This is a genomic window from Actinokineospora auranticolor, assembly GCF_041897805.1.
Lineage (GTDB): Bacteria > Actinomycetota > Actinomycetes > Mycobacteriales > Pseudonocardiaceae > Actinokineospora > Actinokineospora auranticolor.
In genome coordinates, this window is the sequence record NZ_CP154825.1 from 5,152,629 (window position 1) to 5,172,901 (window position 20,273).

13 protein-coding genes and 2 pseudogenes are annotated in these 20,273 nt (G+C 71.6%); 8 read left to right on the forward strand and 7 right to left on the reverse strand.

What is annotated here, in order from left to right:
* Positions 1-231 precede the first annotated feature (231 nt).
* A pseudogene (locus V5P93_RS22390) lies at positions 232-363 on the forward strand (DUF6879 family protein); the annotation flags it as partial.
* Positions 364-423: 60 nt separating this feature from the next.
* On the opposite strand, the pseudogene V5P93_RS22395 reads toward V5P93_RS22390, so the two are convergent.
* Positions 424-1,173: pseudogene (locus V5P93_RS22395) on the reverse strand (transposase); the annotation flags it as partial.
* A 200-nt stretch (positions 1,174-1,373) separates the two neighbouring features.
* Between V5P93_RS22395 and V5P93_RS22400 the strand changes: the two are divergent.
* The gene (locus tag V5P93_RS22400) at positions 1,374-1,568 is read left to right on the forward strand and encodes a ferredoxin (RefSeq protein ID WP_104478921.1); all 195 of its coding nucleotides are present in this window, start codon (positions 1,374-1,376) and stop codon (positions 1,566-1,568) included.
* Positions 1,569-1,800: 232 nt separating this feature from the next.
* On the opposite strand, the gene V5P93_RS22405 is transcribed toward V5P93_RS22400, so the two are convergent.
* From V5P93_RS22405 to htpG, 4 genes are all read right to left on the reverse strand, one after another.
* On the reverse strand, positions 1,801-3,087 hold the full coding sequence (locus V5P93_RS22405) for a cytochrome P450 (protein WP_104478920.1): 1,287 nt from the start codon (positions 3,085-3,087) through the stop codon (positions 1,801-1,803).
* A 109-nt stretch (positions 3,088-3,196) separates the two neighbouring features.
* Positions 3,197-4,576 carry a hypothetical protein gene (locus V5P93_RS22410; RefSeq protein WP_104478919.1) on the reverse strand — a complete coding sequence of 460 codons (1,380 nt, stop codon included), beginning with the start codon at positions 4,574-4,576 and terminating at the stop codon, positions 3,197-3,199.
* A complete protein-coding gene (locus tag V5P93_RS22415) occupies positions 4,573-5,145 on the reverse strand; it encodes an ABC transporter ATP-binding protein (RefSeq protein ID WP_245931229.1) in 573 nt (190 codons plus the stop codon). Before V5P93_RS22415 ends, V5P93_RS22410 begins: the two co-directional genes overlap by 4 nt.
* Before the next feature lie 160 nt (positions 5,146-5,305).
* The gene (htpG, locus tag V5P93_RS22420; RefSeq protein WP_181043450.1) at positions 5,306-7,186 is read right to left on the reverse strand and encodes a molecular chaperone HtpG; all 1,881 of its coding nucleotides are present in this window, start codon (positions 7,184-7,186) and stop codon (positions 5,306-5,308) included.
* Between the two features lie 746 nt (positions 7,187-7,932).
* On the opposite strand from htpG, the gene V5P93_RS22425 reads away from it, so the two are divergent.
* From V5P93_RS22425 to V5P93_RS22435, 3 genes are all read left to right on the forward strand, one after another.
* Positions 7,933-8,502 (forward strand): RNA polymerase sigma factor, encoded by a 570-nt coding sequence (locus tag V5P93_RS22425; RefSeq protein WP_219823959.1) that lies wholly within the window; start codon positions 7,933-7,935, stop codon positions 8,500-8,502.
* 4 nt (positions 8,503-8,506) lie between these two features.
* Positions 8,507-9,295, forward strand: a complete 789-nt coding sequence (locus V5P93_RS22430) for a hypothetical protein (protein WP_104478915.1) — start codon at positions 8,507-8,509, stop codon at positions 9,293-9,295.
* A gap of 164 nt (positions 9,296-9,459) precedes the next feature.
* Positions 9,460-9,642: a hypothetical protein gene (locus tag V5P93_RS22435; RefSeq protein WP_181043449.1), complete on the forward strand. Its 183-nt coding sequence runs from the start codon at positions 9,460-9,462 to the stop codon at positions 9,640-9,642.
* An 890-nt stretch (positions 9,643-10,532) separates the two neighbouring features.
* Here the strand turns inward: V5P93_RS22435 and V5P93_RS22440 are convergent.
* On the reverse strand, positions 10,533-13,880 hold the full coding sequence (locus V5P93_RS22440) for a discoidin domain-containing protein (protein ID WP_181043448.1): 3,348 nt from the start codon (positions 13,878-13,880) through the stop codon (positions 10,533-10,535).
* 272 nt (positions 13,881-14,152) lie between these two features.
* Between V5P93_RS22440 and V5P93_RS22445 the strand changes: the two genes are divergently transcribed.
* Entirely contained in the window at positions 14,153-16,399 is a 2,247-nt protein-coding gene (locus tag V5P93_RS22445) for a tetratricopeptide repeat protein (protein ID WP_181043447.1), read from the forward strand.
* Here the strand turns inward: V5P93_RS22445 and V5P93_RS22450 are convergent.
* A complete protein-coding gene (locus tag V5P93_RS22450) occupies positions 16,386-17,255 on the reverse strand; it encodes a VCBS repeat-containing protein (protein ID WP_104478914.1) in 870 nt (289 codons plus the stop codon). The two genes, V5P93_RS22445 and V5P93_RS22450, sit on opposite strands and share 14 nt — an antisense overlap.
* A gap of 254 nt (positions 17,256-17,509) precedes the next feature.
* On the opposite strand from V5P93_RS22450, the gene V5P93_RS22455 reads away from it, so the two are divergent.
* Both V5P93_RS22455 and V5P93_RS22460 read left to right on the forward strand, forming a co-directional pair.
* Positions 17,510-19,021 carry an alkaline phosphatase gene (locus V5P93_RS22455; RefSeq protein ID WP_104478913.1) on the forward strand — a complete coding sequence of 504 codons (1,512 nt, stop codon included), beginning with the start codon at positions 17,510-17,512 and terminating at the stop codon, positions 19,019-19,021.
* A gap of 11 nt (positions 19,022-19,032) precedes the next feature.
* A complete protein-coding gene (locus tag V5P93_RS22460) occupies positions 19,033-20,241 on the forward strand; it encodes a hypothetical protein (protein WP_104478912.1) in 1,209 nt (402 codons plus the stop codon).
* Positions 20,242-20,273: the final 32 nt, after the last annotated feature.

Consider the following 20,273-nt stretch of genomic DNA (forward strand, 5'->3'; position numbering starts at 1 on the left):
GAAGTAGTAGCCGCCGCTGCGGGGGAAACGTAGCGTTCGAGGGCCTCGCCTGCCAAGCGGTGCGCGATCGTGGTGAACGGCTCCAGGTCTTGCTGGAAGCTGACGACGACCTGACCCGCGTCATCCGCCGCACGTCGGCAGGAGTGGCCGCGGCGGAGGATCGGTTCGTTCCCTGGTTCGCCCGCAGGCCCGAAGACCGAAGCTGAGGGGCGGCGCTTCTCCCGGGTGCGAGTGGTCAGCCTGCCGCTGAGCGACTACGTGCGGTTCGGCCTGTGGGTCTCCGGGTTCACCAGGCAAGCCGGGGACGACATCCGCTACCTCACCCGCGAGCAGGCCGCGGACCTGCCGCCGTACGACTTCTGGCTGTTCGACTCGCGCATGCTGGTGGCGATGCGCTTTGGTGAGGACGACCGGTTCGTCGTTCGTGGCGTCGCCGATCTCCAGCAGGATGCGGGCGGCGGTCCTGACCCCGATGTCGGGCATCGAGATCAGGACCCCGGCGAGAGGGTGCGCATCGCGGATCTCCTCGACCTCGTCGGTGACCTGTTTGCATTGCGCCAGAACGGTTTTCAGGCTGTCCGCGAGGCGGGGCAGCACGTTGTCGGCCGCTGTGGTGCCGGGAACGGTGACGGTCTGCTCGTCCAGCGCGGTCAGGATCGCCGCCACCAGCCGCTCGCCCATGCGGGGCACGTGCTTGGTGGCGATCGTGGTCGGCTTGCGGCGTCCCGCCTCGCGGATTCCGGCTGGTCCGCCGCAACGCCAGAGGATCTCCAGCACCGCCGAGTGGGTGATCCTGGATCCAATCGCGCGTTCCAGGGCGGGGGTGGATGGCGGTGAGGAGACCGCGGATGCGGTTGCCGACGCGGGTGGCCTCACCGGCGAGGTCGTCGTCGAAGCCGACCGTACGTCCAGCTCGGCCAGGCCGGGCAGGTAGGCGACCTGGTGCCCGGCGGCACGGGCCACCGCGACCGGCAACGCGCCGATTGTCGCGGGCTGGTCGACCACCACCAGCGGCCCGTGGACGGCGAGTTTGTCGAACAACGCCCGCAGCTTGGGTTCGCTGTTGGGCAGTGGCCCGTCGTGCAGCCGCTTGCCGGTCGGGTCCAGGCCGACGGCGTGGCGTTCGCCCTTGCCGACGTCCAGGCCGAGGAACATCCCGTAACCGCTGCTCATCCACTATGCCTATCGCCCGTGGTGGTCGCAGGTCGAGCATCGAGCGCCGACACCCACGTTACGACAAGGCCTACCCAGTGGGTGGCCGTGTCCCTATCAGCGGTCGGTCGATGCCACCAGGCCCGATGACATCCCCCGTGCCGAACCGGTCGCGGTGTGTGCATGATGGTGTGGAACACCGAGGACGCTGGGGAGGCGACATGAAGGTCACTGTGGACCGCACGCGCTGTGTCGGATCCGGGATGTGCGTGCTGACCGAACCGGACATTTTCGACCAGAGCGAAGACGACGGCACGGTCGTGCTCCTGCGTGAGGTGCCCGGCCCGGACCAGGAGGACAAGGCCCGCGACGCCGTCCACCTCTGCCCGGCCCAAGCCATCTCCGTGGACGACTAGACCGCGACGGATCTCGGCCACCCACCCATCGGCGTGGGTGGCCAGGTGCGGCACCGGGACCACGAGCACGCCGCTCTCAGCCACGAGCGGCGTCCCCGCGGCCTGAGCACGTCCGCCCACGCGACCGCGTCGGCCGTCCGGCATTCGCTCGACCACTTCGCCGCGCAGCGAGGTCTCCCGCGCACGACGAACCGGTGTCCCCGTGAAACCGGGACACCGGTCGTTGTTGTCGTTACGCGTCCCAGGACACCTGGAGCCCGTGCACCCCGTAGATCAGCATGTCGGTGCGCACCGGCACCTCCGACGGCGCCGTGGCCAGGCGCAGGCCCGGGAGCCTGCGCAGGAGTTCGGTGAAGCCGATGGTCATCTCCACCCGGGCCAGCTGCTGCCCGAGGCACTGGTGGATCCCGTGCCCGAACGACAAGTGCGGGCCACGGGCGCGGGAAAGGTCCAGTTTCTCCGGGTTGTCGTAGTGCGCGCCGTCGAAGTTGGCCGCCTGCACCGAGACCATCACGTTGTCCCCCGCCGCGATCCGCTGCCCGCCGAGTTCCAGGTCGGCGGTGGCGGTGCGGGGGATTCCGAAGTGGATGATCGACAGGAAGCGCAGGAGCTCCTCGACGGCGGTGCCGACCGACTCCGGGTGGTCGCGGAGCGCGGCGAGCTGGTCGGGGTTCTCCAGCAGGGCGAAGGTGCCCAGCCCCAACATGTTCGCCGTGGTCTCGTGACCGGCGATGAGCAGCAGGTTGGCGATGTTGGCCAGCTCGCGGTCGGTGAGCGGGTCCTCCGGGCTCCCGTGCACCAGACCGGACAGCAGGTCGTCGGTGGGCTCGGCGCGCTTGCGGCGCACCAGGTCCAGCATGAACTCGGTGAGCTTGTCGCCCTCGTCGAGCAGCGTCTTCACCGGGGTGTCCGTGCGCAGCATCCGCGCGGTCCGCTGCTGGAACTCCGCCCGATCGGCGTAGTCCACGCCCAACAGCTCGGAGATCACCAGCGACGGCACCGGCAGCGCGAACGTGGGCACCAGGTCGACCGGCGGACCCTGGGCGATGATCTCGTCGAGCTGCTTGGTGACGATCTCGGTGACCCGCGGTTCCAGGGACCGCATGCGCCGCACCGTGAACTGACCGGTGAGCAGCTTGCGGTACCGGGTGTGCTCCGGGGCGTCCATGCCGAGGAAGTTGCCCGCGCGGGCCTCCGGGTCGTCGAACCGCGCGCGCACTTCCTCGGGCAGGTCCTGCGTGTTCAGCGCCTTGCGCCGGTCCGAGCTCATCCGCGGGTCGGACAGCACCGCGCGCGCCTCCGCGTGCCCGGTGACCAGCCACACCGGGTTGCCGTCCTGGCGGACGACGCGGTGCACCGGTCCGTCGTGCCCGAGGTCGAGCAGGCCGCGCGGCGGTGCGAACGGCTCGCCGCCCCGTTCGCGCAGGTCGTCCGGCAGGCCGAGCCCGGCGAGGATGCCGTTGTCCGCCGGTTCCGGCGTGGTTCGCTCGTCCTGGCCGTGCGAGGTGGTCGCCGTCATGGAAGCTCCTGTTCCCGGGCCGATCCCCAATCGGTCCGTTGGTGTCAGGGGGCTGTTCACCCACGGTACCAAAACGAACACCGAACGCGTCCCGGTTAAGCCGCGGCCTTCAAGCGAGGGTGGCGACAACCGCGACACCGAGCGCCAACGCGACGCCCGCGGGTCCGGATCCGAGCAACGCCAACCCGATCAGCAACGCCTCCGGACCCCGCGCGAGCTGCGCGATGAGCCCGGACGGGACGAGTACACCGCCGATGTCGACGACGCCGAGGTTCGCGAAGTCCAGTGGCGCGCGGGTGACCGATCGCACAGCGGCCGCCGCCACCAATGGGGGAACCGCAAGCGCCCCAACGGAGAAACCGAGGCCGAACACGACAATCACGGCGGACCACACCGCAGCGACGACCGTGAGCACCACGACGGCGGTCAACCGGAACGTGGCACGGCGGTGGTTGAACCAGCGCGTCAGGCTGGGAGTCCGGTGCAGCTGCGCGATCGGCGCGGCGAACGGTACGACAACCAGGTAAGCCCCTAGGCCGAGCAACCACTGCGACGGCACGGCGGGGAACACACCGTGCAGTGCCACAACCACGACGCCGACGAGCAAACCCCCGACCGCCGATCGACCGCGCACGAGAACACCGGCGAGCAGGTACCGCAACACGATCAGGCGTCCGTCGAGGAACCTCCGCGGCCGCAGTGGTTTTCCCGGCGGTAGCAACCCCCAAACGTCGAGGAAGTCGACCGACATCCGTCGGGTCAGCCGAACGGCGAACCGCGCCACCAGATCGGACCGCCCGGTCGCGACCGCCAACGACTCGCGCCCCACCAACCCCACGGTCCCCGCGACCGCCAACGCGGCGAACCCCCACAGCACGATCGGGGTAATCCCACCGAGGGAAACCGCCGCCCCACCCGCCGCGAGCGCGAGCGGCAGCACCCCTTCCCCCTTGACCGGACGAGTCCGAGCCGCGACAAGCGAAAACGCGCCGACCGCGAGGAACAACGCGGTCCCCACCGCCATCTCCGCCCATCCCAACAGCACGCCGCTCACGGCGAGGACGTAGGCGAGCACACCCCAGCGCCCCACCCACCCGCTCACCAACCGCCGCGCGATCACCCTCTCGCGCCCCGACCCGACCATCCGCTCGGCCCGCCCCAAACCGGACGACCGCGAGCCGCTACCCGGGTCCCCGCGCCACCCGGTGTGCCCTGGTGGGGCACCGAAATCAGCCCAGGTCAACCAGGCCGGATCGGCCCACAGGTACGACCGCGGCTGCGTCGACCACCAGGCCAGCGCCAATCCGAGGCACAGCACGGTGAGGGTGGCCTGCCCGGCCGTGACGTGGACACCCAGGAGAAGTTCCCGGGTGGCCGCGGGCCGGTAGAACGGCGCGCCCGCGATACCGGCGCCGACCACCACGGCCATCGCCCGGATCACGGTGTCGTCCGAGGGCGCGGCGAAGCGCGGGGTGGCGCCCGCGGTCATCCGAGGTCGATCCGGGTGGCGGCCACGCGGTCGACCAAGGGGGCGTGGTGACTGGCGACGACGACCGCGGCGCCGCGCGCGAGGTCGGCGGCGATGAGGTTGGTGAGCCAGTCCCGGCCCGCGGTGTCGAGTGCGCGTTCCGGCTCGTCGAGGAGGAGGACGTCGTGGTCGCGCGCGACGGCCGCGACCAGCATCAGCCGACGGCGTTGACCCGCCGAGAGCGCGAGGGCGGGGACGTCGGCCCGCTCGTCGAGACCGGCCCGGGCCAGCCACCCGGCGGTGTCGCGGTCGGCCGTGCCGGGGAAGGAACGCGACAGCAGGTCCAGGTGCTGGCGCGGGGTGAGGTCGTCGAACAGGGCGGAGTCGTCCAGCACGACCGAGACGCGGCGGCGGAAGTCGAGGCGGCGTTCGTCCGGGGCCGTGCCGCACACCGACACGACCCCGCCGCTGAGGCGCTGGGTGCCGTAGAGGCAGCGCAGCAGCGTGGACTTCCCTGACCCGTTGCGACCGTAGAGGACGACGCACTCCCCCGCTCGGACGGTGAGGTTCAGCCCTTCGAAGAGGGTCACTCCACCGACGGTCACGGTCGCCGCGCACACCTCAACGGTCACAGCTGCCCCAGCCGACATCCCACAGCCGCCAGCCTAGCCAAGGCGGGCAGGCGATCAGCCGCCGTGGCACGTCGCCGGGTCGGGCGGACCGTGGTGGCCCGCCCGACCCGGCGGCGTTCTACAGGGCCTTCTCCAGCCTGCCCGCGAGGAGGCGGACGAAGCGGGTCGGGTCGGTCAGCTCGCCGCCCTCGGCGAGCAGCGCCATGCCGTAGAGGAGTTCCGCGGAGTCGCCCAGCTCGACGCGCCTGGACTCGTCGGCGTGGGCCGCGCGCAGGGCGGTGACCAGCGGGTGCGTCGGGTTCAGCTCCAGCACCCGCTTGACCTGGGGCACCTCCTGGCCCATCGCCCGGTACATCTTCTCCAGGTTCGGGGTCAGGTCGAAGGTGTCGCCGACCACGCACGCCGGGGACGTGGTGAGGCGGGTGGAGAGGCGGACCTCCTTGACCTTGTCCACCAACGCCTCCGTCATCCACGCCAGCAGGTCGGTGTACTCCTCCTGGTGCTTCTTGGCCTCCTCCTTCTCCTCCTCGGAGTCGAGGTCGACCTCGCCCTTCGCCACCGACTGGAACTTCTTGCCTGCGAACTCGGGGACCGCGCCGACCCACATCTCGTCGATGGGGTCGGTGAGCAGCAGCACCTCGTAGCCCTTCGCGCGGAACGCCTCCAGGTGCGGGGAGTTCTCCAGGGCGGCGCGGGACTCGCCGGTCATGTAGTAGATCGCGTCCTGGTTCTCCTTCATCCGCGCCACGTACGCGGCGAGAGTCGTCGGCTTCTCGTCGTCGTCGGTCGAGGCGAAGGACGCGATGTCCAGGATGGCGTCGCGGTTGTCGAAGTCGTCGAGCAGGCCTTCCTTGACCGCGCGGCCGAACTCCGACCAGAAGGTGGCGTACGCGTCCGGCTTGTCGGCCAGCAGCGACTTGACCGTGGCCAGCACCCGCTTGACGAGCCGCCTGCGCATGAGCTGGATCTGGCGGTCCTTCTGCAGGATCTCCCGGGACACGTTGAGCGAGAGGTCCTGGGCGTCGACCACGCCCTTGACGAACCGCAGGTACTCGGGCATCAGCTCTTCGCAGTCGTCCATGATGAAGACGCGCTTGACGTAGAGCTGCACGCCGCGCTTGCGGTCGCGCATGAACAGGTCGAACGGGGCGCGCTCGGGGATGAACAGCAGCGCCTGGTACTCGAAGGTGCCCTCGGCGGAGATGCGGATGGTCTCCAGCGGCGCGGACCAGTCGTGGCTGACGTGCTTGTAGAACTCGGTGTACTCGTCCTCGGTCACCTCGCTCTGCGGCCGGGCCCACAGCGCCTTGCGCGAGTTGACCGTCTCCGGTTCGCCGCCACCCTCGGGTTCGACGCGGATCGGCCACGTGATGAAGTCCGAGTAGCGGCGCACGATCTCGACGACCTTCGCGCGAGAGGCGTAGTCGTAGAGGTGCTCCTCGGTGTCCTCGGGCTTGAGGTGGAGCGTGACGGACGTGCCCTGGGGGGCGTCGTCGACCGGCTCGACCGTGTAGGTGCCCTCGCCGGTCGACTCCCAGCGGGTACCGGTGTCCTCGCCCGCCTTGCGGGTCAGCAGGGTGACCTTGTCGGCCACCATGAAGCTGGAGTAGAAGCCGACGCCGAACTGCCCGATCAGGTCCTGCTGACCGGCGGCGTCCTTGTTGTCCTTGAGCTTGCGCAGGAACTCGGCGGTGCCGGACTTGGCGATCGTGCCGATCAGCGCGACCACCTCCTCCCGCGACATGCCGATGCCGTTGTCGCGCACGGTCAGCGTGCGGGACTCGGCGTCGAGGTCGAGGTCGATGTGCAGGTCATCGGTGTCGACCTGGAGTTCCTTGTCGCGGAACGCCTCCAACCGAAGCTTGTCCAGCGCGTCCGAGGCGTTGGAGACCAACTCGCGCAGGAAGGTGTCCTTGTTCGAGTAGATCGAATGGATCATCAACTGCAGCAGTTGCCGCGCCTCGGACTGAAACTCGAGCGTCTCGACTTTCGCGGTCACGTGCACCTCTCGTTCTCACCGGCGAACAGCCCGGGCATCCTATCGACCCCGCCCACCCGGCCGTAGCGAGTCGGCCTTCCCTTCCAGGCGACCTTTGAGGTGCTCCCGCCCGGGGCGGGTGGATGGTGACCGATCTCTCGTGTCCTCTCGGTCGTCCTTGCGCTTTTGACCACCCGTGGGACTTCGCGTTTGTCTCCCACCCTCACGCTCCTGCTACGACGGTCTTGCCTTGCCGCACCTCCGGCACCGCCCATTCCGGCACCGCCGCTCCAACACCGTCACCCCGGTACTGCCTCCCCCTACCGCCTCTCCGGCACCGCCTCCCCGCGCCGCCGTCGCATCCCATCCGCATACTCCTCATTATCTTGATAGTGCATAGTGAAAAGGACTGAGTGTGATAATGGAAAGGCGCGGGGCGCGGGGCGCGGGGCGCGGGGCGCGGGGCGCGGGGCGCGGGGCGCGGGGCGCGGGGCGCGGGGCGCGGGGCGCGGGGCGCGGGGCGCGGGGCGCGGGGCGCGGGGCGCGGGGCGCGGGGCGCGGGGCGCGGGGCGCGGGGCGCGGGGCGCGGGGCGCGGGGCGCGGGGCGCGGGGCGCGGGGCGCGGGGCGCGGGGCGCGGGGCGCGGGGCGCGGGGCGCGGGGCGCGGGGCGCGGGGCGCGGGGCGCGGGGCGGTGCGACAACCGGGTGAATGTTCGCGGCCGTGGAACCGATGGGGGGTGGGCGGTGTAGTTGCCGTTGTGGGATCGGGTGGGCCGAGGGGTTGGGGGCGTCACGGACGAGGACGACGATCTGGTTGCCCGGTCCCGGGCCGGGGACACGGCGGCCTTCGGCGACCTCGTCCGCCGACACCACTCCGCGGCCTGCCGGATGGCCGTGCTGGCCGGTGCGGGCAGCGAGGCCGAGGACGTCACCCAGGAGGCGTTCGTGCGGGCCTATGACGCGCTCTTCGCCTTCCGGCCGGGCGCGCCCTTCCGCCCGTGGCTGTTGCGGATCGTGGTGAACCTCGCGCGCAACCAGGCGCGGTCGCGGGCCCGGCGGGCCGGGCTCGTGCTGCGGGTGGCGGCGATGTGGGAGGACGGGGGCGTCGTCGATCCCCAGGGGGTGGCGGTGTTGGCGGAACGGGACCGGCGGCTGTGGGCGGTGCTGCGCAGTCTGCCCGACAAGGATCGGCAGGTGTTGGGTTGTCGTTTTCTGCTGGAGCTGACCGAATCGGAGACTGCCGACGTGCTCGGCTGGCCACGCGGGTCGGTGAAGTCGCGGACTGCGCGGGCTCTTGCCCGGCTGCGGGCTTTGGTCGAGCCCGAGATGGCGAGGTAGACCCGTGCCCGAGTCGGACGACACCCAACTGTGCCGCGACCTCGTCGACCTCGGGCGGGCGCTGGACCGACCCGCCCCGCAGGGCGCCGTGGAGGCGGTGCTTGCTCGGCTGGCGCGCCGGGAGCGCAGGCCCCACCGGCGGGTGATCCCGATGGGGTTCGGCCTGGCCGCCGCCGCGGTCGCGGTCGTGGCGGTGCTCCAGGCGAGCTCCCACCTGGCCGCCCCCCTGCGCGACGACCCGCTGATCCCGGGCACCGACCCCGCCAACCCGACCGACCAGGAGGCCGCCCCGATCGAGACCCAGCCCATGGGCGCCCCGGACGGCTGCTCCACCTGGATGGCGATGGAGCCGGTGCCGCGGAACCGGCTGTCCTTCGAGACGAACTGGACCCCACCCTCGACCCCCGCCTGGGGAGAACCCAACTCCTTCTACACCCGCCGCACCCGCGGCTCCAGCACCATCGCGATGGCCCGGTACTCGTTCCAGCCGAACACGGTGAACCTGGAGCGCTACCCGCCCAACATGGTGCCCACCTACAACCCCCGGGAGTCCGAGTCCCCGGCCACGGTCGACGTCGCGGGCCACGGCGGCCGGTGGGCCCGAGCGACACCGCACCGCGCGTTCCAGCTCCAGGTCCGGATCGTCGACCCGGGCGGCCGCGAGGTGGACCGCCTCACCACCCTGTGCGGGGGTTCGCGGCTGACCTGGACCGTGGAGGACGGCACCACCTACGCCATCTCCGGCCCCGTACCGGACGAGACCCTGCTGGCCCTGGCGGCCACCGTGAAATGAGATGACCACGGCGCGCGGCGCGGGGGAGCCCGCGCGCCGTCGGGAGCGGTGCCGCGCTTGTACCGGTGGGGGGTCGAGCGCGGCACCGCGACCATTCGACGACGAGGGCCACACGGGCTCCACCGGTTGCTGACCGCACACGCGGCGCCGTTGTCGAGTCATGGATGGGCGCGCACGCCGAACGGGTCACGGTGCTAGACGGCGGCAAGGTCGTCGCCATCGGACCACCCGCCGAGGTCCGCACGGCCACGTTGTCGAGCGAGGTGTACCGGACCTCGCCGGAGCACCTACCAGGGCGCTCCGAGTTGTCCACAGACTTGATCATCTTCGCCGCGGGGTGTCGGTAGCCGCCGGTAACCTGGATTTCGGGGGGCCGAAGGCGCCTACAGCCCGTTCAGATGGTCCGTCCAGACAGCCGGACACCGGCAGTCGGAGCGCGGCACACGGCTGATCCGGATGTCCGAGTGCCACTCGGGGCAGAGGGGACTCCGCCGCCCAGCGGCGGTAGGCCGGGAGTGCGGGCGTACTCGAACGCGCCGACGGCCCCACCGCCGACGCCGAGCGCGGCGAACGGGGTCGCGGCCGGCTCGGTGCGACCCGGCCCAGTCCGGCAGCTCCTCGGCAGGCACCGTCCGCGCCGCGCCCAGCCAGGTCTTGACGCCGCCATCGACCGCGACGGTGGCGAGCCGGCTTGACGCCCGCCCACGAACGGCTCGACGCCCGCCCAGTCAAGCAGGGCGGGCCGGGCAGCGCAGGGCCGGCAGGGCAGGGCAGAGCAGAGCAGGCAGGGCAGGCAGGGCAGGGCCGGACAGGCCGGACAGGCCGGGCAGGGCAGGGCCGGGCAGAGCAGGCCGGGCAGGCCGGGCAGAGCAGGCCGGGCAGGCCGGGCAGGGCAGGCCGAGTGGTATGGGTCGGGGCAGGCGGGCCAGGCGGGCCAGGCGGGCCAGGCGGGCCAGGCGGGCCAGGCGGGCCAGGCGGGCCAGGCGGGCCAGGCGGGCCAGGCCGAGTGGGCCAGGCCAGGCCGAGTGGGCCAGGTCGGGTCGGGTCGGGCAGGGCCGGGCGAGTGGGTCGGGTCGGCAGGGCAGGGCAGGGCAGGGCAGGGCGAGTGGGATGGGTCGGACCGGGTCGGATCAAATGATCATCCTGATAGTGGATAGTTCATAGGCGATCCAGCTTCCGAAATCACACCTGAATGGGCTCGGCTCGACCTGCCCCAGGCCGAGCCGAGCCCCGGGCCTCAGCCGATCCTGATCGTCAGGGCCGTGCTGTGCACGTTCGCCCCGTCCAGCGCGAACAGCAGGTAGTGCCCCGGCAGCGCCACCCCCTTGTCCGCGGGCACCGTCAGCCGGTACGTCGTCGCGTTGACCTGGACCGGGATGACCGGTATCCGCCGTTGGTCGTTGTCTACCGAGTGGGTGACCGAGCTGGTGCGGATCAAGGCGAAGCGGGTGACGGGGCGGTCGGTGTTGACCGTGATCGTGGTGCCGTTGGCCGCCGTCGGCGGCGCCGCGGTGATCACCGGGCGGGACTTCGGGCTGCCGTCGGCGTTGAGCAGGTTGGGGGGTGTGAGGATCTGGCCGTCGAAGTGGTTGGTGGCGCAGTTCCCGCACAGCCCACCGCCCCCGGAGAACACGCGGCCGTCGGGCAGGAGGTTGGCGACGCTGTGGTACGTGCGCGGCACCGCGACCGGCGCCAACGGCCGGAAAGTGCCGGTTGACGGGTTCCACAGCTCGGCCGTCAGCACCGCCGTCTGGTCGCTGAACGGCACCGGCCGTTCCTGCCCGCCGATGACCACCACCGACCCGTCCGGCAGGACAACGCTGTTGGCGAACGCCCGGCCCCGAGCCATATCGCCAACCCTGCGCACGGTGGGCGGAGTAGTGGCGATGTCGACGGTGTACGCGCGGGTGGTGGCATCGGCGTCCTGGTACGCCGTCGCCCCGCCCACGGTGAGGATCTTGCCGACGTCGTACATCACGGCGTTGCCGTTCATCGCGTCCGGGCTGTCGCCGCGCAATCCGGCGTCGGTGACCGCACCGTTGCCGGTCGTCGAGACCCAGTGCATCCGTTTGCTCGGCCCGGCGTGGAACACGCGGCCCCCGCTCGCGGCGAACAGCCACGCGTGGTTGTCGGCCCGGTAGACCCCGGCCGGGTCGGCGGTGACGAACGGGTCGGCGGGGACACCGCTGAGCGTCCGCCACGAGTTGGTCGCGGGCGAGTACACCTCACCGGCCTTGCCGCCCTGGTTCCCGCTCCACGAACCGCCGACGGTGAACGCCTCCCCCGTCGACAGCGTCGTCTGCCCCTGGTAGCCGCGCGCGATCCGCATCGGCGGCGCGGCGGACCAGGAATCGGTGAACGGGTTGTAGATGCTGGCCTTCTCGGCGTTGCTGCCACCGGTCACCAGCACCCGGCCGTCGGGCAACGTTGAGGTTCCGGGGCAGAACATGTCATGCCCGGTGTTGTCGATGCGACGTTGCGTCACCTGACCGGTGGTGAGGTCGTAGATCGCGGTCTGCGTATACCCGTTGCTGCCACCGAAGGTGTCCGGCGCGTAGGCGGACCAGGTCAGCAGCTTGTTGTTGGGCAGCAACGCCGACGCCACCGGTACGAGCGGGAACCCGATGACCGACCCCCAGGAACCGACCGAGCTGGCGTCCGGCGCGGTGGACGGCGTCAACACGGTGATTTCCGAGGCGGTGGACCAAGGTCCGCGCCCGCCTGCCTCGGTGAGCGCGGTGATCCGCACGTACCGGGCCGACACGGCGGAATCCAGCAGCGCGGTCTGCACGTTGGAGCTGTCCGGCCACACTCCTTCCGCAACGGGGCTTCCCCAGTTCACGCCGTCCGCACTGATGTGCACGCGGTACTGGCCGATGTTGCCGTTGCCACCGTCACCTCGCGGTCGCACCGAAACTCCCGCCACGTTGCGGTTGGCACGCATGTCGAGGGTGATCCAGTGCGGTAGCGGCGCGGTCGGTGCGGAGTACTTGGAGTGCCAGATGGTCCGGTCGTTGCCGTCGAGCACGTTGCTCGCGCGGCCGTTCTCACTGGCGGTCTCCTCGTCGCTGGCCGTCGCGACCCAGCCCGTGCGGTCCAGCGGCGCAACGGGCCCCGGTACCGCGGACGGCCCGTAGGCGTTGAACTCGGCGGCGGCGTGCCACGGGACGCGGTTGCCCGCTTCGCTCGTGGACGTCACCCGGACGTAGCGGGCGGTCCCGGTGAACACCGCGGTCTTCGGCGTCCCGTCGTCGACCCAAGTCCCTTGCGCGACCGGCGCGCCGAACGTGGAACCGTTGCTGCTCAACGAGATCGAGTACTGCCCGATACGCCCGTCCGCGCTTTCGGCGCGCGGCGTCAGCACGACCGCCGACAACCGCTGCTCCCGCTGGAGGTCCACGGTGACCGAGTGCGGCGCGGCTCCGGTGCCCGCGCTGCGCCAGTACGTGCCGAGCCGGTTGTCCACCAGCGCGCTCGCCGGGAACCCCGCCTCGGCGGACGACGCGGTGGCGACCCAGCCGACCCGCGACAGCGGCGGGTCGACTCGCGCGGGCGGCCCGACCAGCTCCAGTTCGGCGGCGCTGGACCACTGGCCGCGGTCGCCCGCCTCCGTGAGCGCGGTCAGCCGCAGGTAGCGGGTGGTGACCGGACCGGCGAACAGGGCGTGCTTGACGGCCGCGTCGTCGACCCAGCGGCCGGACGCGACCGGCGCGCCGAAGGTGGTGCCGTCGGTGGACGCGGCGATCCGGTACTCGCCGACGCGCCCGTTGCCGCCGGTCGCCGCCGGCCGGGGCCGGTAGGTGAGTCCACTCACGACAGTCGGCTTGCCGAGGTCGAGGGTGATGCTGTGCGGGAGGTTGGCGAGCACGTCGTAGCGGCTGTGCCAGAACGTGTTCGGGTTCCCGTCGAGCACGTTGACCGCGCGCCCGTCGGAGAGCGCGGCCTCCTGGTCACTGGCCGTGGCCGTCCACCCGGTGCGCGGCAGCGGCACGGCAGGCGTGGGCGGCCCGGGGTCGCCGAGGACGCCGAGCTCGGCGGCGCTGGCCCAGTCGCCGCGCCCGCCCGCCTCGGTGAGCGCGGTGAGGCGGACGAACCTGGCGCCGGACACGGCGAAGCTGAAGGTCTTGGCGGTCGGGTCGTCGGCGGCGATGCCGGTGCTCACCGGGTTGCCCCAGGCGGTCCCGTCCTGGCTGAGCCGGATCTCGTAGCGCCCGATGGTCCCGTTGCCGCCGCCGGGCCGGGGGGTGTAGACGAGCCCGGAAACCCGTTGCGTGGCGCGCATGTCGACGGTGATCGACTGCGGCAGCGGCGTGGGCGTGGTCCACGTGCTGTGCCAGAACGTGTTCGGATCCCCGTCGAGCACGTTGGTGGCCCGACCGTTCTCGCCCGCGGTCTCCTCGGAGCTGGCCGTGGCCTCCCACCCGAGGCGCGGGAGCTCGGTGGCGGTGGGGATGAGGGCGTCGGCGTTGGCGACGATGTGGTGGGGGTGGGTCTGGTCGGTGTGCTGGGGTTCGAGGGCCTGCATGGCGTACGGGGTGACGACGACCCCCGCGGCCAACACGACGAGAAACCGGCCAATGCGCATATCGGACGCGTCGCGGGCGTGGGCGGTTTGTTACGGCAGTCCGAAAAAAGCGGCCGACCGGTCGCCGACCGCCGGAGCCATTGGGCGCAATGCATTCAGTGTCAAGGGAAATCCCGCATCTCGGTCCGTTTCCGCCTATCGCTGCGCCACGTGCAACGGGCAGCGCGCGCGGGGTTCGCGTGGACGACGTCCACCACCGGCGACGGCCACCACGCTGCGTGGTCGATCGCCTGTCGCGCCCGCGGGGCCTCGAGATGGGCGATCATGTACGGGTGGAGGAGATCCAGCCGCCGGGGACGGGCAACGCGATCTGCGGTCCGGTGGAGAAGGCCGTGCTGGCGGGCGTGGTGCACGGTGGCGTGCACGTGTACGCCGGTGCCGCCGAGGTCTCGTTGCCGTGCCGGTTCGGGTCCGTGCCGCCACTGGCGGACGGGTTCCAGCGCCGGGAGATGCCCGCGGAGTCCGGGTGTGTCGTGCTGACGGGCACGGGCGGCGTGGGCAAGACGCAGATGGCGGCCGACTTCACCGGGCGGGCGTGGGCCGATGGCGCGGTCCGCGCGTCGGCGTGGGTCTCGGCCGGGTCGCGGGACGAGGTGGTCACGGCGTACGCGGGGTGGGCGCGACAACTCCGCGGCGGCGTGCCGGACGACCCGGACGGCGCGGTGGCATGGCTGTTGAGTTGGCTGGGCTCCACGACAGAGCCCTGGCTCGTCGTGCTGGACGACGTCGCGGACCCGCGCGACCTGCACGGCCTGTGGCCCCCGGAGTCGGCGAACGGCCAAGTCGTGGTGACGACCAGGCGCCAGGACTCGGCGCTACGCGCGGCGAGGCGACGGGTCGTGCCGGTGGGGCTGTTCACCTCCGAGCAGTCCCGGGCGTGCCTGGGCGAGCACCTGCGCGACCCGGACCTGATGGTCGGCGCCGACGACCTGATCCGAGAACTGGGCGACCTGCCGCTGGCGGTCGCGCACGCGGGCGCGTACCTGGCCGACCGGAACCTGAGCTGCGAGCGCTACCTGGCGCGGTGGCACGACCGGGACCGGACGCTGCCGTCCCTGTTCCCACCGGACGCCGAACTGCCCGAGGGCCAAGCGCGGACCGTCGCCGTGACCTGGTCGCTGTCGGTCGACCGCGCGGACCGGCTGGAGCCGGCGGGCCTGGCGCGGCCGTTGCTGCACATCGCCGCCTTGCTCGACCCCAACGGCATCCCCGTGCGGATCCTCACCGCTCCCCCGGTGCTGGCTTACCTGGACACGACCACCGAGAACGCCTGGGACGCGCTCACCTGCCTGAACCGGCTGTCCCTGATCACCCTCCACGCCACCACGGTGCGCGTCCACGCCCTCGTCCAACGAGCCACCCGCGAGCAGGCCACCGCGGCCGATCTCGCGGCGCGGTCCAAGGTGGCCGCTGACGCGCTCCTCTCGGTCTGGCCGGATCCCGAACCCGATGCGGCCCTGTCGGCCGCGCTGCGCGCGAACACCGCCGCGCTCGACGCGGCCGCGGGCCCACACCTCTGGGCGAACGGCGGCTACCCGACGCTGTTCCACGCGGCGCAGAGCCTGCACGAGGCAGGTCAGGTCACCGCCGCCCGGGAGTACTACTCCGCCCTGCGCACGGCCTCGGTCCACCACTACGGCCCGGACCACCCCCGAACACTGCACGCCCGCATCAACGCCGCGGCATCGCGCGGCGAGTCCGGTGACGTCTTGGGGGCGTCGACCGAGTGCGTGGAGCTGCTGGCGGACTGCGTCCGCTTGCTCGGCTCGGACAACCTCCTCACGCTGGTCACCCGCAACCACCTCGCGACCTGGCGCGGTCGCGGCGGCGACCCCGCGGGGGCGGTGGCCGAGTTCGAGGGGCTGCTCGCCGACTGCCTCCGGGTCTTCGGCCCGGAACACCGGTCCACGCTGTACGTCCGCAACAACCTCGCGTCGTGGCGTAGTCACTGCGGTGACCGCACGGGAGCGCGGGCCGAGTTCGAGAGCCTGCTCGCCGACCGGCTCCGCGTGTTGGGCGTCGATCACCCGGACACCATGGTCACCCGCAACAACATGGCCACGCTGCGCGCCGAGGCAGGGGACATCGCGGGCGCGCTGACCGAGTTCGAGGGGTTGCTCGCCGACTACCTCAGGATCCTTGGCCCGAAGCACCCGAAGACGTTGCTCGTCCAGGCCAACATCGCCACCTGGCGCGGCTACACCGGAGAAGCCGGTGCGGCGCTGGCGGCGTTCGAGACCGGGCTCGCGGAGCAAACCCGGGTCCTCGGGCCCACCCATCCCGACACCTTGCGCTCCCGCGCGAACATCGCGTACTGGACCGCCCGCACCGGGAACACCGCCGACTCGATCGCCAAGTACGAGGCCCTGCTCGCCGACCGGGCGCGGATCCTCGGGCCCAACCATCCGGAAACCCGGTACACCCGCTTCAACCTCGACTACGTGCGGAACCTCGTCGGTGAGGGCGGTGCCCGGGAGGACGAGTCGCCTCCCGGGCCCGATCACATCACTGGGCGGTGAAGTTGCCCGCGCCGTCGTTGATGAAGTGGCGCAGGGTGGTGCCGGTCTCGGTGGTCGTCACCAACGCCACATCCGGGTATTCGTCACCGTTCTGGTAGGTGGCGAACACCTCGTACTGGCTGCGGCCCGTGTCGTCGCGGGCGAAGGTGACCTTCGGCTTGCCCGCGCCGAACTGGAGTTCGGCCGTGGTGTAGGTGCAGGACAGGGAGAGCAGCATGTCCTGGCCGCCGTCGCCGTTGAAGTCGGCGAAGGAGTGCTTCGGGATCGGGGCCCGGGTGCAGGCCGAGATGTTCCCCGCGGTGATGCCGCCGTCCGCCGCGTTGGTGAACGAGCGCAGTTCCAGGCTCTGGTCGGTCGAGACCCACAGGTCCTCGCGGCCGTCGCCGGTGAAGTCGACCTTGCGCAGGGTGCTGGGGTAGGCGACGCCCGGGTAGGTGGCGACGGACCGGATCTGGTTCTGGCTGTTGCGGCGCAGCACCTGGAAGGCGCGGGCCGCGCTGTCCCAGCTGAAGCCCGTCGCGACGATCTCCGGTTTGCCGTCGCCGCCGAGGTCGACCACGACGCCCATGTCCGGGCAGTACGGCGCGTGGGTCTGCACCGACTGGTACTTCGACTCCACCGGCGTGCCGAAGCCGCCACCCGCGCGGCCGTAGGCGACCTTGATGGAGCAGGTGGGGCTCACCTGGTCCGCGCCGAGGGTGACCTGGTCGGCGATGCGGTCGCCGTTGACGTCACCGCGGAAGACGTCGGCGCGGGCCGTGGCGGCGCGCGGGGTGGACGGTGTGGCGGTGGCCGAAGCGGGTACGACGAACGCGGCCAGCACGGCCAACGCGGTGATCGCGAGTGACTTTCGCATGCTCTCCCCATGGTTCCCGGCCGCGGACGCGGCCGTTCACCACCGGAGATCGCCGCGACCGGTCCGCGCGTTGAGGCCCCGGCGCGGAGTTCAGCCATCCGGGGTGCGGGTCGCGGGCACACGGTCCCGCGCTCTGGGCACAACGGCCCAAACCGGGCTCTCCGTCCACAGTGGTCAACCAGGCAGTGGGGATCACGTGAACATCTGCTGTGCGGTCTGGATCACACAGCGGCGCGCCCGTAGGAACTGTGGGTATGACTCGACTGCATCGACGGACCTTCCTGGTCGGTGGTCTCGCCAGCGCGGGGGTCGCGCTGGCGGGCTCGGGCGCGGCCCAGGCCATCGCCTACCCGTTCACCCTCGGCGTCGCCTCCGGTGAGCCCGCCGCCGACGGGTTCGTGATCTGGACCAGACTGGCTCCCAGCCCGCTCAACGCCGACGGTCTCGGCGGCATGTCCAGCGCCCCGGTGGACGTCGAGTGGCAGGTGGCGACCGACCGGAACTTCACCCAGTTGGCGCAGACCGGGACCGCGACGGCGGTGTCGGGCCTGGCGCACAGCGTGCACGTCGAACTGGTCGGGCTCCAGCCGGGACGCGAGTACTTCTACCGGTTCCGCGCGTCGGGCCACATCTCCGCGACCGGCCGGGCCCGCACCGCGCCCGCGGTCGGCACGAGCCCGGCGCTGACCATGCTGTTCACCTCGTGCTCGCACTACGAGGCGGGCTACTTCACCGCGTACCGGCGGATGGCCGAGGAGAACCCGGACCTGGTGCTGCACCTGGGCGACTACATCTACGAGGGCGGCGCGGGTTCCGGTGTGCGCGCGCACCAGCCGTCCGGCGAGATCACCACCCTGGCCAACTACCGCGTGCGACACGCGCTCTACAAGCGCGACGTGGACCTCCAGGCCGCGCACGCCATCGCGCCGTGGGTCGTGGTGTGGGACGACCACGAGGTGGAGAACAACTACGCGAACCTGGTCCGCGCCGACAACTCCCCCGCGGGCGGCGACTTCGCCGCACGCCGGGCGGCGGCGTACAAGGCGTACTACGAGCACATGCCGCTGCGGGCCGCGCAGGCACCGAGCGGGTCGAACCTCCAGCTGTACCGGCGGTTGCGGTGGGGCAGCCTGGCCACGTTCCACATGCTCGACACCCGCCAGTACCGCGACGACCAGGCCTGCGGCGACGGCACCAAGCTGTGCCCGGTGGCCGACGACCCGGCGCGCACGATCACCGGCGCGACCCAGGAAGCGTGGCTGCTCGACGGCTTGGGGCAGCGGCTGGGCACCTGGGACCTCATCGGCCAGCAGGTGTTCTTCGCGCAGAAGCTGGCCGCCGCCGACGGTTCCAAGAGCATGGACTCGTGGGACGGCTACACCGCCAACCGGTCCCGCATCCAGCAGGGCTGGCAGGCGCGCGGCACGGTGAACCCGGTGGTGCTGACCGGGGACGTGCACCGGCACTGGGCGGCGAACATCATGGACGACTACCAGACGCAGAACCGGGTCATCGGCACCGAGCTGGTCAGCACGTCGATCACCTCCGGCGGTGACGGCAGCGCGACCGAGACCGGCACGTCGAGCCTGAACCCGCACGTGAAGTTCTACAAGAACCAGCGTGGCTACGTCCGCACGGTGACCTCGCCGACGCAGCTGCGGGTCGACTTCCGGGTGCTGGACAAGGTGACCGTCCGCGACTACCCGGTCAAAACCGCCCAGAGCTACGTGATCGAGGCCGGGAACCCCGGTTTGCAGGCACCGTGAACAGGAGCAGTATGCGCAGGTTCGTACTCTCGGCCGGGATCTCGGCGGCGGCGGTGGCCGCGTTCGCCGTGCCCGCGTCGGCCGACGGCACGACTCCGGCGGACATCACCTGGGTGACCGCCAACTCCGACTCGACGGGCGACCAGGACAACGCCGCGGTGGCCACCGCGCGCACCGGCTACACCGCCGTGGTCTGGGAGGACGACCGCGACGCGACCAACCCGGCCGACCCGGTGCACAGCGACGTCTGGGTCCGCCTCTACCTCAACGGCGCCTCGCAGTACGAGAAGAAGCTCTCGGCGGGCGGCACCGGGAACTGGCGGCACGCGCAGCCGGACGTCGCGCTGCACGAGGACGGCAGCGCGGTGGTCGTGTGGGCGGAGGACCCGGATGCCAACGGTTTCTACAACATCGCGGTGCGCGCGCTGAACACCGCGGGCACGGTCACCGGTTCCGCGTCGGCGAACGCGAGCGCGGACGGGCAGCAGCTGAACCCGGCGGTCGCGGCCGACCCGGACGGCGCCGGTTTCGCGGTGGCCTTCGAGGACGAGCAGGGCACCGCGGCGCCGACCGTGCGGGTGTCGGGGTTCGCGTCGATCTCGTCGAAGACCTACGAGACGCAGGTGAACGCGGCGGGTGGCACGCACCAGCGCCCCGACGTGGCGATGGGCGCGGCGGGCAACGCGATCGTGGTGTGGGACGAGGACGGCGACGCGAACGGCGCGTTCAACGTGGCCCGCAAGGCTTTCACACCGTCCGGCGGGGTGAAGCTGGCCCAGGCGCTGGTGAACGTGACGACCGCGGGCCAGCAGCGGTACCCGTCGATCGCGGCGAACTTCAACGGCGACTACGCGGTGGCGTGGGAGAGCGACACGCAGATCGGCGCGCGGTCCTTCTCCGCCACCGGAACCGCTGCGTCCCCTGTGGACTCGATCATGCCGGGTGACGACCCGCAGGTCGGCATCGATGACCAGCGGAACGTGGTGGTCAACTGGTCCTCCGGCGACGACATCCACGCACAGGGCCTCAACGCCGACGGCACGACGACGGGTCGCCTGCCCCGGCTGCGCGTGCACACGGTGATCGCGGGTCGGCAGGACGAGCCCGCGCTCGCGGTGAGTCCGTGGGGTCAGATCACCCTGGTGTACACCGACGACAACGACGGCAACTCGTTCGACCAGGTCTACCTGGGCACGGGACTGATCAACAGCACCTGGTGACGCGGGTGCGGTGGTGGCGCGCCCGCGTCACC